The following is a 15477-nucleotide window of genomic DNA, read 5'->3' as shown; positions in this document are numbered from 1 at the left end:
TGGGGGGCCACCGCGGTTGCCGGACCGGCACCGTGCGGGGGTGTGGCGCGGTGTGGCGCGGTCCGGGGCCGGTTCCCGCGGCCCCTCGTGGTGGACCTCGCGGCGTCTCCTGGTGGTGCCGAGCGCGTGGGCGGGTAGCGTCGCCGGGCATGAGCCCGCGAACCATCGCGACCGCGCGTCGTGTCGACCTGCCCGAACTCCTCGACTTCGTCCGCCCCCGTCACCACGTGGTCGCCTCGACGTTCCGCGCCGACGGTTTCCCGCAGTCCTCCCCCGTCACCGCCGGTGTGGACGCCTCGGGCCGCATCGTGGTCTCGACCTACCCCGACCGGGCCAAGGCGAACAACGCCCGCCGCGACCCTCGCGGTTCGGTGCTGGTGCTGTCCGACGACTTCGGCGGCGCGTGGGTGCAGGTGGACGGGCGGTGGGAGGTCCTGGACGGCGAGGACGCGGTGGAACCCCTCGTGGAGTACTTCCGCTGCATCTCCGGTGAGCACCCCGACTGGGCCGAGTACCGCCAGGCCATGCGCGAGCAGGGCAAGTCGCTGATGCGGCTGACGGCCGAACGCTGGGGCCCGATCGCCACCGGGGGTTTCCCGGCCCGGCTGGCGGGCTGAGGCCCCGGGGCACCGTCCGCGGGGACCGCGTCAGCGGTCCCGCAGGTGGGCCTCGACGGCCTGGGTGAGGGTCGGGTCGGGGTCGAGGTCGTGGTCGGCGCGAGCGTGCTCGGCGACCTGTTCGAGGATGTCCTGCCGGTCGGTGCCGGTGAACTCGCGGGTGCAGCCGGGGACGACGTCCCCGCAGCGGAAGGCCTTCACGCGCCTCTCCTCCACTCCCCTGCTCCGGCCGGCACCGCGGGACGGCCCCGGGGGGTCACCGCAAGGTCCAGCACGAGGTCCTCGACGCCGACGACGCCGACGTAGCGGCCGGCGGCGTCGGTGCACACCAGCGGGTCGAAGCGGACCCCGGCCGAGCGGGCGACGGCGCGGGCCGCCACGTCGGTGACGGCCGTCTCCGGGGCCACGGTCACCTCCACCGGTTCCACCCGGGGGGCCTCACCGGGGCGCTGGGCCGGCAGGACGATGACGCGGGGGACGTCCTCGGCGTCCACGACGACGACCGGGGCGCTCTGCTCCGCGGCGGTGCGGACGGCGTCGCCGACGGTGCGGTCGGTCTTGGTGCGCCGGGCCAGGTCCCTCGCCCGCCGCGCGTGCCCCCCCGTCGTGGCGGACGGGCGGTGGGGGCCGCGGGTGGGGTGCAGCAGCCGGCGGGCGTGGTCGTCGAGATCGGCGAAGCGTTCTGCGGGCCGGGCCAGCAGGAACCCCTGCACGAGGGGGACGCCCATGGCGCGCAGGACGTCCAGCTCGTCGACGGTCTCGACGCCCTCGGCGATGATCCACGCGTCGAGCCGTCCGGCGCACTCCCCCAGGAACTGCACGAGGGAGCGCTTGACGAGGTCGCGGTGCAGGTCGCGCACGAGCTGCAGGTCGACCTTGAGGATCTCTGGGCGCACGACCGCCATCCGCAGTAGCCCCGAGTGCCCGGTGCCGACGTCGTCGAGGGCGACGAGCGCGCCGTGGGCGCGCAGCAGCCGCAGTGGTTCCAGGAGCTGGCGGGGGTCGCAGTCGGCGTGCTCGGTCAGCTCCAGCACCACGCCGGTGAGGTCGTGGGCGGTCAGGACGTCCAGCACGCGCTGGTCGGCCAGTGAGGTGGGGCTGGCGTTGACGGTCAGGAAGGTGCCCGGTGGCAGGTCGGGCAGCAGGCGCAACGCCCCGGCCAGCACGACGCGGTCGAGGTCGGCGTCGCGGTCCAGGGCGCGGGCCGCGCGGAACCACTCCTCGGTCGGCACGTCGGAGGCGAAGCGGCTGAGGACCTCGTACCCGGCGACGCGTCCGGCGCCCACGTCGACCACCGGGTGCAGGACCAGGCGCAGCGCGGCCGGGTCGGCGCAGACGCCGTCCAGTCGTCGGTGCCACCTGCCCCGGTGCGCCACGTCACGCGCAGCACCCATTGCCCACCCCCTCGTCGCGGGACCGGCCACGGTTGCTCCCCGTAGCTGCTCCCGACCGCAGCGTCGTTGGATCCTCTCCGTGAACACGGCGTGAGGATCCGGCGTCGTGTGGCGGAGCATATCGGGGTAATCGCATGGTCACACGCTGCTCATGTCTTGGGCCGTCCGGAACCTCAAGACGTTCCCCGCCGCGGTCGATCACCTCCCGGTGTCGACCCGAGCCCGCGGCCACCGGACCAGCGCCCCCACCACCGCCCGCCGCACCGGTCTCGCGCTCGCGCTCGCCGCGACCGTCACCGCCTCGGGCCTGCTGACCGCCGCGCCCGCGAGCGCCGACCCGGGCCGGACGGCGGCGCAGGCGCGTGCGGACGCGGCGGCGGCGGCGAGCGCGGCGCAGGCGGCGGTGGTGGCGGTGGCGCGGGCGCAGGAGGAGTTGGCGCGGTCGACGTCGGCGGTGGGGGTGGCGGTCGGGGCGAGCGTGCGGGCGCAGGTGGAGGCGGACCGGTCGGCGGCGGCGGCGCGGCGGGAGCGGGCGGCGGCCACGGCGCGGGTGCGGGCGATCTACATGGACGGGGCGCTGGGGTCGGGGGCGGTGGGGGCGCGGCGGGGGTTGGCGCTGTTGACCTCGGCGGTCTCGGGGGGTGACCCGGCGGTGGCCGAGCGGGCGTTCTCGTCCGTGCGGCGCGGGGACCGGGCGCTGGTGGCGCAGCGGGAAGCCGGTGCGGCGGCGGCGGGGCGCCAGGCGCAGGAGGCGCAGTCGGGGGCGAGCGCGGCGGTGGCGTCGTTGGGGGACGTGGCGGTGCGGGTCGGCCGGGCGGAAGAGGCGCTGGGGGTGGCGCGGGCGCGGGTGGAGGCGTTGGCGGGCGAGGCGGCGCAGCTGCAGGCCGCGGAGGACGCGGCGGCGGCGTTGGCCGCGGCGCAGGCGGCGGCTGCGGCGCTGGAGGTGGCGGTGTCGGGGCGGGCGGCGGGGGTCCACGCGCGCGGGGTGCCGGCGGACTACGCCGACCTGTACGTGCGGGCGGCGGCGACGTGCGCGGGGATGCGTCCGGCGTTGCTGGCGGCGGTGGGTCAGGTGGAGAGCGGGCACGGGGTGAGCACCGGGCCGAGTGCGGCGGGGGCGGTGGGGCCGATGCAGTTCATGCCGGCGACGTTCGCGGCGTACGGGGTGGACGGGGACGGTGACGGGGACGTCGAGGCGGGTGACCCGGCGGACGCGGTGTTCAGCGCGGCGGGGTACCTGTGCGCGAACGGGGCGGGCGGGGGCCGGGAGGCGGAGGCGGCGGCGGTGTTCCGGTACAACCACGCGGACTGGTACGTGCAGCTGGTGCAGCGGGTCGCCGACGAGTTGGCGGCGCAGGGGTTCGGGGGCTGACGCCGCCCCGGCCCCCGGGCCCCGGGACGTCGCGCGGTCGCGCCGTCGCGGTGTGCCCGGGTCCTCAGGTCTCCTGGCGCCGCAGCACGGTGGCCCCCTCGAGGGTCTTGATCTCCACGCTCCTGATCTGCGCGGGGGTCCAGGACGTGGCGCCGCTGAGCTGGGCGTCGCCGCCGGGGACCGCGGTCCAGGTGCCGATCTGCTGGGTGGAGCCGTCGGTGCCGGTGACGTAGAGGGCGTAGCCGCGGGTCTGGGTGGTGGTGGCGTCGGCGTAGGCGCAGACGAGGTCGACCTTGGTGCCCCAGCCGACCTCGGTGAGGGCGACGGTGGCGGTGATGGGCGTGGGCACCAGCGGGTCCATGGACAGCGCGGGACCGGGTGGGGCCGCGGGGGTCTGCGGCGTGGAGGGCGGCGCGGAGGACGGTGCGGTCGGCAGCGCCTGGGGGGTCGGTGCGGGTGCGTCGGGGCGCAGTCCGCCGGTGAGGGCGAGGGCCGCGAGTCCTGCGGCGGCGACCAGGCCGCCCGCGAGCGCGGCGCGGCGGGTGAGGCGGTGGCGGCGGACGGCGCGCAGGAGGGCGGGCAGGACGGTGTCGGGGACGCCGGTGCCCTCGCGCAGGGCGGCGTGGGGGTCGTCCTCGGTGAGGGTGTCGACGACTTCGCGGGGGGTGCGGGCGAGCAGGCCGGGCAGGCCGGCGAGTTCTTCGACGCTGCGCCGGCAGTCGGCGCAGCTGCGCAGGTGGTGCTCGAAGTCGGCGCGGTCGGAGGGGGTCAGGGCGCCCAGGACGTAGGGGCCGGCGGTCGTGGCGTACGGGTCGGCGTCGAAGGCGTGGTCGTCGTGCTCGTGGCGGGGTGGCTGGTTCACCGGTGGGTCACCCCCATCTCCTGCAGGGCCAGTCTGAGGTTCATCAGGGCGTAGTGGGTGCGGGACTTCACGGTTCCGGGGGGTATGCCGAGGCTGCGGGCGGCGTCGGCGACGGAGCGGCCGGCGAAGTAGCACTCGCGCAGGACGGCGCGGTGCTCGCCGGAGAGTCGGGTCAGGGCCTGGGCGAGGACCCACTGCTGCAGGACCTGCTCGGACTCGTCGAGGACGGCGCGCTCGGGCAGGTCGGCGTGCACGCTCTCGCGGCGGTTGCGCGCCGAGCGCCAGTCGTCGATGACGAGGCGGCGGGCGACGGTGAACAGCCAGGCGCGGGTGGAGCCGCGGGCGGGGTCGAGGGACTCGGGGTGGCGCCAGGCGCGCAGCAGCGTCTCCTGGACGACGTCGTGGGCGTTGACGCGGTCGCCGGTGAGGGAGACCACGTACGCCCACAGGGCGCCGGCGTGCTCGTCGTGCAGGGCGCGCACGAGGTCCTCGTCGGCACCGGTCACCGGTGGTCCTCCCCTTCGTCGTCCGTCCTGTCGAGGACATCACGAGGTGGGCGGGGAAACGGTTCGACACCACCCCTAGGTTGGTCCGGGTGAGCGTGCCGATCAGCCAGGTGCCGGCCGGGCCGGTGCCGGTGCCCGCGGAGCTGCGGCCGGTGCTGGCCCGGTGGGGCGCGCCGCCGGCGGTGGCGGCGGTGCCGGCGGTGTGGGTGAACGCGGCGGGTGGGACGACGTTCCGCCTCCAGCGGCCCGGGGGTGCGCTGTTCTGCAAGTGGGCCCCGGCCGGGGTGGGGCTGGACCTGGCGGCGGAGGCGGTGAAGGCGCGGTGGGCGGCGCGCTGGCTGCCGGTGCCCGACGTCGTGGAGACCGGCGCGGGGGTGAGCGGGTCGTGGCTGCTGTCGCGGGCGCTGCCGGGTCGTTCGGCGGTGGACCCGGACTGGCTGGCGCGCCCGGAGGTGGTGGTGCCCTCCCTGGGGCGGGCGCTGCGGCGCTGGCACGAGGAGCTGCCGGTGTCCGGGTGCCCGTTCGACTGGTCGGTGCCGTTCCGGTTGCGGCGGGCGGTGCGGGACGTCTCGGGGTTGCGGGAGCCGCCGGCGGTGGACCGGCTGGTGGTGTGCCACGGCGACGCGTGCGCGCCGAACACGCTGCTGGCGGAGGGGACCGGGGAGGCGGTGGCGTGGGTGGACCTGTCGGGGGTCGGGGTGGGTGACCGGTGGGCCGACATCGCGGTCGCGACGATGAGCCTGGACTGGAACTACGGGCCGGGGTGGCAGGAGGTGTTCCTGGCCGCGTACGGCGTGGAGCCGGACCCGGTGCGCACGGCGTACTACCGGGCGTTGTGGGACGTCGGTCCCTGACCGGCGGGGTCGGGTGCGGTGGCGGGCCGGAGCCGTGTCCGGGGCGGGCGGGGTGACGGGCTACCGTCGCGGGGTGCGCAGTGAGTTGTCCGGCTTCCTCGCCGAACTGTCCTGGCCCCGCCCGCAGGCGCCCGCGTTCGACCCCGAGACCGCTCCGGGTGACCCGGTGGTGCTGTTCGAGCGCTGGCTGCGCGAGGCCGTCGCGCACGACGTGCCCGCCGCCCACGTCCTGACGCTGGCCACCGTGGACGTGGCCGGGCGCCCGGACGCGCGGGTGACGGTGCTGGAGGACGTCGACGACCACGCGTTCTGGGTCGCGGCCAGCGAGTCCAGCCCCAAGGGCAAGCAGCTGGGCCGGGTGCCGGTGGCGGCGCTGGTGTTCCACTGGGCCCGGCAGGGCCGGCAGGTGCGGGTGCGGGGAGCGGTCCGGGCCGGCGACGAGGCCCGCACGGCGGCGGCGTTCGAGCGGTTGTCCGCGCACGCGCGCACCGAGGCGCTGGTGGACCGCCAGAGCCGCCCCCTGCACGACGAGGGGTGGTTGTCCAACGCCCTGGGCGACCCCTCCGAGCTGCTGGAGCTGGAGGAACCGGGCGCCGCCTCGGCCCCGTCGTGGCGGTTGTGGGGGGTGGACGCGGGGCGGATGGAGTTCTTCCAGGCCGATCCGGAGGGCCACCACGTGCGGTTGCGCTACTCCCGCGACGAGGGGGGTGGCTGGGACACCGAGCTGCTGCGGCCGTGAACGGGGCGGTGCGGTCGCCGGCCCCCCGCCCCCCGGCCCCCCGGCCCGGCCGGGCGCTGCGCGCACCGCGGGGTGAGCCTGGACGAGGGGCACCCTCACGGTCGGGCAGCAGCGCGCGGCGCTGTGACCGGCGAAGCCAGGAGGACACCTGCCGCGAGGACGGCCACGACGGCGCCGCAGATGAGCGTGGACCGGTAGCCCAGGGCGTCCACGGCGACCCCGCCCAGGACACCGGAGAGCAGGAACCCGCCGTCGGCGGCCGCGGAGAACAGCGTCGTCGCGAACCCGGTCGCCGGGGCCAGGACCTCGTGGAAGAAGCGCATCCCCGCCGCGGCCAGGACCGTGACCGCCACCCCGCGCGGCACCTGCGCGACGAGCAGCAGGACGACACCGTCGGCGGCTGCGGTCAGCGCGAAGTGCACCGCCAGGGCGAGGATCCCGCCCACCAGGAGTCCGCGCCGGCTCAGCCGGGGTGGCAGGGCCACCAGAGCCACCGCGGCGACGATCTCCACGACCGCGCACAGCGCGAACAGCGTCCCCACGACCTCCTCGGGCAGGCCCAGACCCTGCGTGACGTACAGCGGCAGGGCCAGACCGCCGGCGAACATCGCCAGGAAGAACAGGACCACGCTGGCGGTCAGCAGGACCAGGCCGGCGCGCGGGACGGTTCTCGGCCGGGCTGCGGAGGCGGTGCCCGGGTCGAGGTCGGGGATCGGTGCGGGCCCAGCCCCTGGTGAGGGAACCGCGGCGGTGGACAGCACGGTCAGCACCAGCAGCCCGACGGTGACCCACAGCATGCCGAGGTAGCCGATCCGCGGGACCAGGAGCAGGCCGGCCACGAGCGGGCCGAGGGCCCAGGCCAGGGACCAGCCCGAGCGCAGCAGCGGCACGGCGCGCCGACCCGAGGCCCCAGAGCCCAGGACGGTGGGGGCCATGGCGAACAGCTGGGGGTAGATGGCCTGGTAGACCGCGAGCAGGGTCACGGAGATGAGTAGCAGCCACGCGAAGGACGTGGTCGTGGTCAGCAAGGCGTAACCGGCCGCGCTGGAGGCGGTGGCCAGCAACGCCCAGGTGCGGGTGGGGCGGCGGTCGAAGCGGCGCCCGCTCCACAGGGTGAAGGCGATGCCGCCGAGGGCGGGCAGGGAGAAGAGCAGACCGATCCGGGTGGCGGACAGGTCGGCGTGGTCGTGGAGGAAGAGGACGTAGTAGCTGCCCACGACGGAATCGGCCAGACCCAGCAGGACCACCGAGCCGGCCAGGGTGGTGAAGGGGCGGGTCAGCAGCACCGGACGCCGCCGGTGCCGGGTCGTGCCCTCGTCCACGTCTGCTCCTGCCGGCCCCAGGTGCGGGACGGACCGTCGGTGATCACCGGCTGGAGGTTCGCAGAGCCCGGCCGGTGGCGTCACCTGGATTGCGCGGGGACCTCCGGGGGGGTGTGACGTCGGTGGTGCGTCCGCGGCGGATCCGGACTCAGCAAGTGATGCTGGGCGCCAGCAAGCCCCCGACGAGGACGCCGTGACCGAGGCCCGCGAAACCTGCGACCAGCACCATGCGCAGGGCGACGTCCAACCATCCCCGGCGATCTCGAGTCCGAACGACCCGCCGGGCGCTGTGGACGGTGGACCACGCGGCGGGCACGACACCCAGCACCGCCAGCGCGGTCAGCACTTGGGCGGCCCTGATGACCCAGGCGGCCGGGGGCGGGGCGTCGTTCAGCAGCGCAGTGGCCACCACACCCCAGCTGACGGCAGCCGCGGCCAAGGCCACCACGGACGAGACGTCGGCGGCACGCAGCCACCGAGCGCCTCGCGTGCGGTGCCGGCGGATCCGGTGACGCCAGGCGTGGGTGGCCGTCACGAGGCAGATCAGCAGCCAGGCCAGGATGATGCTCAGCGAGGCCGCCAGGACCGTCGGGAGGACGGCTTGGTGGGCGGGCATCGGTTGCACGGTGAAGGCGGGATCGAGGCCGATCGCGGTCACTGCGGTGCCGTCGTGGTCGGCGGCGAGGCGACGTTGACCGTCGACCTCCTGCCACACCCACGGTTCGACCTCGACGAACGGCACGAGGGCACCGGAGGGATCAGTGATCTGCGAGACGGTCAAGGTCCCGTCCCCGGCGGCGCGCACGTCGATGGCCGACAGCAGGAAGAACAGTCGCGCGAAAGTGCTCTGGCTGCGCCGGGAGATGAGCTAGCTGCCCTCGGCCTGAGCGCTGTGCTGCGCTGACGTCGGCAAGGGTGCCGGTGCGGGCCGTTGGTCAGGGAAGTAGCGGTCGCTGAACCCGGTGAGCAGTTGTTCGCGCACGGCCAGGCTGGAGTCGGGACGCACTCCGGTGCTGTTCAGGGCGAGGAAGATGCCGGTGTCGTCGTCGGGGTAGATCTGCAGCTGGGCGTGGAAGGCGGTCAGGTCGCCGGCGTGCCCCAGGATGGTGTGACCGTTGCGGGACTGGTCGAAGTAGCCCAGCGCCATGCGCGGACCGGCGGCCAGGCCACCCAGCTGGTCGAAGCCGAGGGCGGGCCGGTGCATGAGTTCCAGGGCCGCTGGCGGCAGCACGCGGCCGGGCCCCGAGTCGGACGAAGAGCCCGCAACGGCGCTGCCCTCAGCGCTGGTGTCGTGTCCCAGCTGGGACAGCAGGAAGGCGCTCATGTCCGCTGCGGTCGCTGAGATGGCATCGGCGGGGGCGGGACCGACGATCTCGAAGGGCACCTGCGGTGAGGTCGTGGAGTCGTAACCGTGCGACATCCGGTCGGCCAGGTCCTGCGGCAACGGCTGGGCGAAGGTGGCGGTGCCCATGCCGGCAGGGACCAGGACGTGTTCGGTGGCCCAGTCGACGTAGTCGCGGCCGGTGACGCGTTGCACGACGTAGGCGGCCAGCGCGTTGGAGTAGTTGGAGTAGGCCGGGACGGTGCCGGGGGCGAAGATCTGCTCGGGCGGGTCGGTGGCGACCACCGACAGCAGCGTCGGCGGGACGGCCTGCGGGGCCAGGATGACCCCGGCGATCTGGTCCTCGAAACCGGCGGTGTGCGACAGCAGGTGCCGCAGGGTGACGGGCTGGGCGAAACGGGTGGGCAGGGTGAAGTCCAGGTAGTTCTGCACGGGCGTGTCCAGGTCCAGGACTCCGTCCTGGACCAGTTGCAGCACCGCGGTGGCGGTGATGAGTTTGGAGATGGACCCGATCCGAAACAGGGTCTGATCAGGGTCGACCGGCGTGGTGGCCCGGCCGACGGGACCGTCCTGGTCGTACTCGTCGACCCCGGTGTCGGCCAGGCCGAAGCCACGACGGGTCACGACCTGCCCGTCGTGGACGACCGAGACCACGCCGCCGGCGATGCCTTCCCGTGCCAAAGCGGTGGGTACGAAGCCGTCCAGCCAGGTGTCGACGTCACCGGTGGTGAGCTCGTGAGCGGCTGCCGGTGCGCTGACCGCCTGGGCGATGCTCGTCGCGTCGGCCCGAGCGGGGACTCCCGGCGCAAGCCAACTCGCGAGCATCAGGACCAAGGCGCACCTGGCCATGGCTGCGGCGTGTCGATGAAAGGCGATGTGAAGCAGCGGAGTGCGCACAGGGGTCCCGATCTGGCTGGTGGAGCACCGGGTACCGACTGTTCCGGTGACACGTGATGATCAAGGTATCGCGACCCCTGGGGCTGCTTCGCAGAGCAGGCGGTGACCACACCCGCCGCGGGATGACCGCGATGCTGGCCGCAGGAGACGTGAGCGGGTACCGAGCTGGACTAACCTGTCGTATCGGTTCTGCGGCGACGACGGTCAATGAGGAAGTAGCCGCGAGTGGAGTCCACCAGAGTGGTGCGCGACCACCCCGCTGACGGGCGTGGCTGACACGGAGAAGGCGGCCACCGCGTGATGCTTCGAAGGACCTCTCACAGTGCCTTTGAAGGAGACCAACACGATGACCGCCAACCCCATGATGGACCCTGCCCACCTGCTGGACGAGCAGCTGTCCCAGGCCAGCCCGGACCTGATGCGCTCGATGCTGCGCTCGTTCATCGACACCCTCATGTCCGCTGAGGCCGACGCCGTCTGCGGCGCGCAGTACGGCGCGTCGAGCCCGGAGCGGGTCAACGTCCGCAACGGCTACCGTCACCGCGACTTCGATACCCGGATGGGCACCATCGACGTGGCCATCCCCAAGCTGCGCTCAGGCTCCTACTTCCCCGACTGGCTGCTGGAGCGGCGCCGCCGCGCCGAACGAGCCCTGACCACCGTCGTCGCCACCGCCTACCCGCTGGGGGTCTCCACCCGCCGGATGGAGAAGCTGGTCGAGACGTTGGGCATCACCAGGTTGTCGAAGTCGCAGGTCAGCGAGATGGCCAAGGACCTGGACGCGCAGGTCGAAGCGTTCCGGACCCGCCGCCTGGACGCCGGGCCCTACACGTTCCTCGCCGCTGACGCGCTGGTGATGAAGGTCCGCGAGGACGGCCGGGTCGCAAACGTGCACGCTCTGCTGGCGGTGGGGGTCAACGCCGACGGGCACCGGGAGATCCTGGGTCTGCAGGTCTCCTCGGCCGAGGACGGAGCCGGCTGGCTCGGGTTCTTCCGCGATCTCACCGCCCGCGGCCTGTCCGGTGTCCGGCTGGTGACCTCCGACGCGCACGCCGGCCTGGTCGCCGCGATCGGGGCCACCCTGACTGGAGTGTCCTGGCAGAGGTGTCGGACGCACTACGCGGCGAACTTGATGGCGGTGACGCCGAAGACGAGTTGGCCTTGGGTGAAGACGTTGCTGCACAGCGTCTACGACCAGCCCGATGCGGGGTCGGTGCACGCCCAGTTCGACCGGCTGCTGGATGCGGTCCAGGTCAAGCTGCCGCAGGTCGCTGAGCACTTGGACGCCGCCCGCGCCGACGTCCTGGCGTTCACCGCCTTCCCGAAGGAGGTGTGGCGTCAGGTCTGGTCCAACAACCCGCAGGAGCGGTTGAACCGGGAGATCCGCCGCCGCACCGACGTCGTGGGGATCTTCCCTGACCGCGCCTCCCTCATCCGGCTGGTGGGGGCGGTGCTGGCTGAGCAGGACGATGAGTGGACCGAGGGCCGGCGTTACCTCGGGCTGGATCTGCTGGGTCGTTGCCGGCTCACGTCGATGCCCGGCGGCACCGACCCGGACGACCCCACCAGCCCGGCCGACGCCGCGCAGAGCCCGGTGGAGGTGAACTCCGACCTCACGATGCAGGCCTTGACGACCTGACCGTACGAAGCATCACGAGGAAACCGTCGTACACCACCTCTGAGGACTTGACCCAGCCGCGCCAGGTCTTCATGCGTCGATCATGTCTGCTGCGGTGCACCCGAGAGGCACCCCTTGTCAGCTGAGAGGCCCGGAGCTGACCGCTCGCAGATCGTCATGTGCGTGCGTCCGGACGTCCTGGTCAGCGGGATGCCCGCGAGGTCGACGTCGCGACCAGGCCTCCTTGGGCGCCTATGCGACCACGGGGAGGTCTTGTGCTTCCTGCGGCTTTGACGAAGACGTCGTGGTCAGAAGATGAGCTTGCAGACCAGCGCGACTGCGTAGGTCAGGGCGACGAAGCCGAGAAGAGTCAAGCTCCTCTTCATCAGAGGCGACCAGGACGCCTCAGGTATCTGCTCGAAGCCTGCATCTGCGGCAGCGATCCGAGCTTCAAGCTCAACTGCCAGAGCTTTCAGGCGTCGCTCCCGATCCAGAGCCGTCAGTAGCGATGAGGACATCGCCGCCACGGTGACCTCTTCACCTCCTTGAAGGAGGAGGGACAGCCCGCTGCTGGCGTCCACCTTCTCGATCTGGCCGTAGGGGATCCGCCAGGTCCGCAGGAGGTCAGTGACGACCAATGAGTGTTCTTGCAGTCGCAGGTGGGGTGCGACGAGCAGCCGGTAGGCGACCAAGGCGGTGAGGGCGAGCACCGCGGCGGGGTAGTGGAGCTGGTCGATGGGGACTTCGGGGCAGATCCAGATGAAGGCGATCCAGAAGCACAGCACGTACAAGGTGCCGACGGCGCGTCGTCCTCGACGTGACCACACCGTGTCGCGGATGCGCCGGCGCCGGGGTGGGACCCGTTGAGGCATGGCTGCTTGTGTGCTCCGGACCGCGTTCGGTGATTTCGCTGCTCAGCGAGTGTAGGGGCGCCGTGGCTGGGGGTGACCACACTCAGACGCCGATCACCCACATAAGCGGGATGACCGCGCGCTTCGCGCGCACCGCGACGATATGCAGGTGATCGTCGCGATCAGCTTGACTTCGCTCATCGACATGAGAGCAAGATCATCGGGCAGTCATGACGCACATAGCGGGATGACCGCGCGCCCGCGCGCACCACGGGATGACCGTGAAGTCGGTGGCGTGGGACCAGCTGTCTGGCGATGCTCGATCTGTGGCCTACCGAGAAGACCTCGCCGTCCCGCCGAACGCGAAGGGGTGGAGCGACCCTCGTCCCTGGTCAGAGGTGGAGCAGGCCATCACGACGGTGCTGGCCTCGATGATCGCCCTAGATCCTGCGAGCTGCGGCTTCACCCTGGCCTACGTGCCCTACAGCCAGCTGGGCGAGGACGAGGGAGTCGACCTGTCCTGGGAGGTCAACTTCGGGCTTCCGCACTCCGGCGAGGACGCCTACGAGCTGGCCGGTCATCCCGCCGCGGTGATCGACGAGCTCACCAAGACCCTCTCCACTACAGGTGAGGTCCCGGTCCCGAGTGAGGTGGACGACCTCGTCCAGGAGTTGGCATGGTCGTGGCGAGGATGGTCGCAGCTGCTGGCGGACGTGGCCCGGTTGTGCTGCCACCTGCCCGACGAGGACGCGGGCATGGACGTGAGCGTCGGGTACGCCCCGGCCGGGGAGTCGGGGTCGTGGAGCTGGATGGTGGCGATCCCGGTGCCGGGGACGGAGTACCCGGCCAGTGAGTGGGAGGGGAGCAGTCCCGTGCAGGTGCTGCGGGCAGCGCTGGAGGAGGCGAGCGTCTGGCTGCAGGGGCTGCCGGCGGGGCACCTGCGCGTCCTTCCGGCCCAGGAGACCGGTCAGCCACTCACCTGACTCCTGCTCACCGGGCATGACCTGCCGCGCACAACGCGGGACGATCGAGCGGTTCGAGCTATTTGGGGGGCTGGAAGGCCCATCTCCAAAGCAGACCCACGATGACGACGGTGACCACGCCGCCCAGCACGCCGCGCTGCCACGCTGTCCAGCTAGCGAGGCTGAGGAACGCTGCCGTTGTGTTCCCGGCCAGCGTGGCAGCCAGGAGCGCCACCAACACTCGACTGACGGGACGGCGACGTGGACCCGTGGGGTCGGCCTCGGGTGGCGTCATGCAGCCAGTATCCGACCGGCATCGACATGAGCCGCGCCCACACGACTTTCGTCATATGCGCGCGGTCGCGCTCGTCGGCGTGAGCGCGAGCGCGGCCACCGGCGTCACCCGGGAGCGGCGGACCGAATCGCCCCACGCCCCCGCCGGGCGACCGCTCCCCCGGCAGAGCCCGTGCAACCTCAGACGGCGCGGGCGGCGTACCGGCCGTCGCGGGCGCTGACCTCCAGCGCGAGGCCGAAGGTGTCCGACAGCGCCGCCGAGGTCAGGGTCTGCTCGACCGGCCCGGCCGCCACGACCTGCCCGGCCCGCAGCAGCAGGGCGTGGCTGGTGCCCACGGGGATCTCCTCGACGTGGTGGGTGACCATGACCGGGGTCGGGGCGTCGGGGTCGGCCGCGAGCGCCGTCAGCCGCCGCAGCAGGTCTTCGCGGCCACCGAGGTCGAGGCCGCCGGCGGGTTCGTCCAGCAGCAGCAGTTCGGGGTCGGTCATGAGGGCGCGGGCGATCTGGGTGCGCTTGCGTTCCCCGTCCGAGAGGGTGCCGAAGGCGCGTCGGGCGAGGTGGGCGACGCCGAGGAGGGCGAGCAGGTCGTCGGCGCGGGCCTCGTCGTCGGGGTCGTAGGCCTCGTTCCAGCGGCCGGTGACGCCGTAGGCGGCGGTGACGACGACGTCGCGGACCTTCTCCCGGTTCGGCACGGCCCCGGCCAGGGCGGTGCTGGCCAGGCCGATGCGGGGGCGCAGCTCGAAGACGTCGACGCGACCCAGGACCTCCCCGAGGATGCCGACGGTGCCGGAGGTGGGGAACAGGCGGCCGGCGGCGATGGACAGCAGCGTGGACTTCCCGGCGCCGTTGGGGCCCAGGACGACCCATCGTTGCCCGCTGTCCACGGCCAGGTCGACGGCGTCGAGCAGCACGCTGCTCCCCCGGCGGACGGTCACCGTGGACAGGTCCAGCACGTCGCTCATGGTGGGGACCCTAACGAGTCGTATCCTCGCCGCTGTGCTGGACCTGCCCCGCTCCGCGCGGTTGGCCGCCTGGGGCACCGGTGTGCTGAGCGCCGACGTCTCCCTGGATGCCGCCGTGGCCGCCGTGACCCGTCAGGACGAACCGCACGTGGTGCGGTGGGAGGGTGCGGCGCTGCCGGGGGTGCGGTCGGTCCCGGACGACGTGACGACGTTGCTGGCCGGGTTCGCCGAGTGCGCTGCGGGGCCCGGCGGGCGGGGTGGGTGCGGGGGGCGGTTGCTGCTGGCGCTGCCGGTGCCGGGTGATCCGCGCGGGTTGCCGGGCCCGGCCGAGGTCAACGTGGCCGCGTTGGAGGCCGGGGAGTGCGTCGTGGCCGAGGTCGACGGTCACGAGGGACGGTGGGCGCTGGTGCCGGAGGTGAGCGAGTTCGGTTCGGTCCTGGAGCCGGGGGCGTTCGTGACGTGGGCGGTGCGCACCGCCGCTGCGCGCCGGGTGCCGGACAGCTCCAGCGTGGCCGAGTCCGAGCGGGAGCTGCGGGTGGCGCTGGGTACGGCGACGCAGGCGCTGGCGAGCCTGGACGTGGCGCGCTGGCGCGAGGAGGCCGCCGACCGGATCGCCGCCGTCCGCGACGGTGGTCTCGTCGGGGACGCGGTGCCGCCGGTGACGTCGCCGCGGGCGATGCGGGTCCTGCAGACCGCTGCGCGGGTCCTGGCGATCGTGGACCTGGCCGCCGAGGACGACGGCGCGGCCATCACGAGCGTGGAGGCGACCTCGCGCGCGGGTGCGCTGCGGGAGGTCGGTGCGGTGGCGCGGCGGGCGCTGGTGGCGGCCGTCAACGCGCACGCCGAACCCGCCCGGCCCTGAGGGTGAGGGGTCTGACTGGTGA

At 73.4% G+C, this 15477-nt stretch carries 16 protein-coding genes; 7 read left to right on the top strand and 9 right to left on the bottom strand.

Annotated features, from left to right (window positions below):
* Positions 1-149 precede the first annotated feature (149 nt).
* On the top strand, positions 150-617 hold the full coding sequence (locus AB2L28_RS12720; protein WP_370719325.1) for a PPOX class F420-dependent oxidoreductase: 468 nt from the start codon (positions 150-152) through the stop codon (positions 615-617).
* A gap of 30 nt (positions 618-647) precedes the next feature.
* On the opposite strand, the gene AB2L28_RS12715 is transcribed toward AB2L28_RS12720, so the two are convergent.
* Complete coding sequence (locus AB2L28_RS12715) at positions 648-818, bottom strand: DUF1059 domain-containing protein (protein ID WP_370719323.1); 171 nt, start codon at positions 816-818, stop codon at positions 648-650.
* Positions 815-2011, bottom strand: a complete 1197-nt coding sequence (locus tag AB2L28_RS12710; RefSeq protein WP_370719321.1) for an EAL domain-containing protein — start codon at positions 2009-2011, stop codon at positions 815-817. Before AB2L28_RS12710 ends, AB2L28_RS12715 begins: the two co-directional genes overlap by 4 nt.
* A gap of 208 nt (positions 2012-2219) precedes the next feature.
* Between AB2L28_RS12710 and AB2L28_RS12705 the strand changes: the two genes are divergently transcribed.
* Entirely contained in the window at positions 2220-3383 is a 1164-nt protein-coding gene (locus AB2L28_RS12705) for a lytic transglycosylase domain-containing protein (RefSeq protein ID WP_370719320.1), read from the top strand.
* Between the two features lie 64 nt (positions 3384-3447).
* On the opposite strand, the gene AB2L28_RS12700 is transcribed toward AB2L28_RS12705, so the two are convergent.
* Both AB2L28_RS12700 and AB2L28_RS12695 read right to left on the bottom strand, forming a co-directional pair.
* Positions 3448-4245 carry a zf-HC2 domain-containing protein gene (locus AB2L28_RS12700; RefSeq protein WP_370719318.1) on the bottom strand — a complete coding sequence of 266 codons (798 nt, stop codon included), beginning with the start codon at positions 4243-4245 and terminating at the stop codon, positions 3448-3450.
* On the bottom strand, positions 4242-4751 hold the full coding sequence (locus AB2L28_RS12695; RefSeq protein ID WP_370719317.1) for a sigma-70 family RNA polymerase sigma factor: 510 nt from the start codon (positions 4749-4751) through the stop codon (positions 4242-4244). The genes AB2L28_RS12700 and AB2L28_RS12695 overlap by 4 nt, the downstream gene beginning before the upstream one ends.
* A gap of 89 nt (positions 4752-4840) precedes the next feature.
* On the opposite strand from AB2L28_RS12695, the gene AB2L28_RS12690 reads away from it, so the two are divergent.
* Both AB2L28_RS12690 and AB2L28_RS12685 read left to right on the top strand, forming a co-directional pair.
* On the top strand, positions 4841-5605 hold the full coding sequence (locus AB2L28_RS12690) for an aminoglycoside 3'-phosphotransferase (protein ID WP_370719315.1): 765 nt from the start codon (positions 4841-4843) through the stop codon (positions 5603-5605).
* 73 nt (positions 5606-5678) lie between these two features.
* Complete coding sequence (locus AB2L28_RS12685) at positions 5679-6344, top strand: pyridoxine/pyridoxamine 5'-phosphate oxidase (protein ID WP_370719313.1); 666 nt, start codon at positions 5679-5681, stop codon at positions 6342-6344.
* A gap of 95 nt (positions 6345-6439) precedes the next feature.
* Here the strand turns inward: AB2L28_RS12685 and AB2L28_RS12680 are convergent, their stop codons facing one another.
* The 3 genes from AB2L28_RS12680 to AB2L28_RS12670 form a co-directional block, all read right to left on the bottom strand.
* Positions 6440-7666, bottom strand: a complete 1227-nt coding sequence (locus AB2L28_RS12680; RefSeq protein ID WP_370719311.1) for an MFS transporter — start codon at positions 7664-7666, stop codon at positions 6440-6442.
* 148 nt (positions 7667-7814) lie between these two features.
* Positions 7815-8408 (bottom strand): hypothetical protein, encoded by a 594-nt coding sequence (locus tag AB2L28_RS12675; protein ID WP_370719310.1) that lies wholly within the window; start codon positions 8406-8408, stop codon positions 7815-7817.
* Positions 8409-8534: 126 nt separating this feature from the next.
* Entirely contained in the window at positions 8535-9833 is a 1299-nt protein-coding gene (locus AB2L28_RS12670; RefSeq protein WP_370719308.1) for a serine hydrolase domain-containing protein, read from the bottom strand.
* 418 nt (positions 9834-10251) lie between these two features.
* Between AB2L28_RS12670 and AB2L28_RS12665 the strand changes: the two genes are divergently transcribed.
* The gene (locus AB2L28_RS12665) at positions 10252-11544 is read left to right on the top strand and encodes an IS256 family transposase (RefSeq protein WP_370719306.1); all 1293 of its coding nucleotides are present in this window, start codon (positions 10252-10254) and stop codon (positions 11542-11544) included.
* Positions 11545-11831: 287 nt separating this feature from the next.
* Here AB2L28_RS12665 and AB2L28_RS12660 read toward each other — a convergent pair whose 3' ends face one another.
* Entirely contained in the window at positions 11832-12233 is a 402-nt protein-coding gene (locus tag AB2L28_RS12660; RefSeq protein WP_370719304.1) for a hypothetical protein, read from the bottom strand.
* 467 nt (positions 12234-12700) lie between these two features.
* Between AB2L28_RS12660 and AB2L28_RS12655 the strand changes: the two genes are divergently transcribed.
* Positions 12701-13357 carry a hypothetical protein gene (locus AB2L28_RS12655; RefSeq protein WP_370719302.1) on the top strand — a complete coding sequence of 219 codons (657 nt, stop codon included), beginning with the start codon at positions 12701-12703 and terminating at the stop codon, positions 13355-13357.
* Between the two features lie 453 nt (positions 13358-13810).
* Here AB2L28_RS12655 and AB2L28_RS12650 read toward each other — a convergent pair whose 3' ends face one another.
* Positions 13811-14593, bottom strand: a complete 783-nt coding sequence (locus tag AB2L28_RS12650; RefSeq protein ID WP_370719300.1) for an ABC transporter ATP-binding protein — start codon at positions 14591-14593, stop codon at positions 13811-13813.
* A 34-nt stretch (positions 14594-14627) separates the two neighbouring features.
* On the opposite strand from AB2L28_RS12650, the gene AB2L28_RS12645 reads away from it, so the two are divergent.
* Positions 14628-15455 (top strand): Rv1486c family protein, encoded by an 828-nt coding sequence (locus tag AB2L28_RS12645; protein ID WP_370719298.1) that lies wholly within the window; start codon positions 14628-14630, stop codon positions 15453-15455.
* Positions 15456-15477: the final 22 nt, after the last annotated feature.

Origin of the sequence: Kineococcus mangrovi, assembly GCF_041320705.1 — a bacterium.
In the GTDB taxonomy this organism is placed as follows: domain Bacteria; phylum Actinomycetota; class Actinomycetes; order Actinomycetales; family Kineococcaceae; genus Kineococcus; species Kineococcus mangrovi.
Note: the sequence above shows the minus strand (reverse complement) of the source record. Positions and strands in the feature narration are given on the sequence as shown.

Coding starts and splice junctions, on each gene's coding strand:
- AB2L28_RS12720 (WP_370719325.1), top strand. CDS start 150: ATGAGCCCGCGAACCATCGCGACCGCGCGTCGTGTCGACCTGCCCGAA.
- AB2L28_RS12710 (WP_370719321.1), bottom strand. CDS start 2,011: ATGGGTGCTGCGCGTGACGTGGCGCACCGGGGCAGGTGGCACCGACGA.
- AB2L28_RS12665 (WP_370719306.1), top strand. CDS start 10,252: ATGACCGCCAACCCCATGATGGACCCTGCCCACCTGCTGGACGAGCAG.
- AB2L28_RS12650 (WP_370719300.1), bottom strand. CDS start 14,593: ATGAGCGACGTGCTGGACCTGTCCACGGTGACCGTCCGCCGGGGGAGC.
- AB2L28_RS12670 (WP_370719308.1), bottom strand. CDS start 9,833: ATGCTCGCGAGTTGGCTTGCGCCGGGAGTCCCCGCTCGGGCCGACGCG.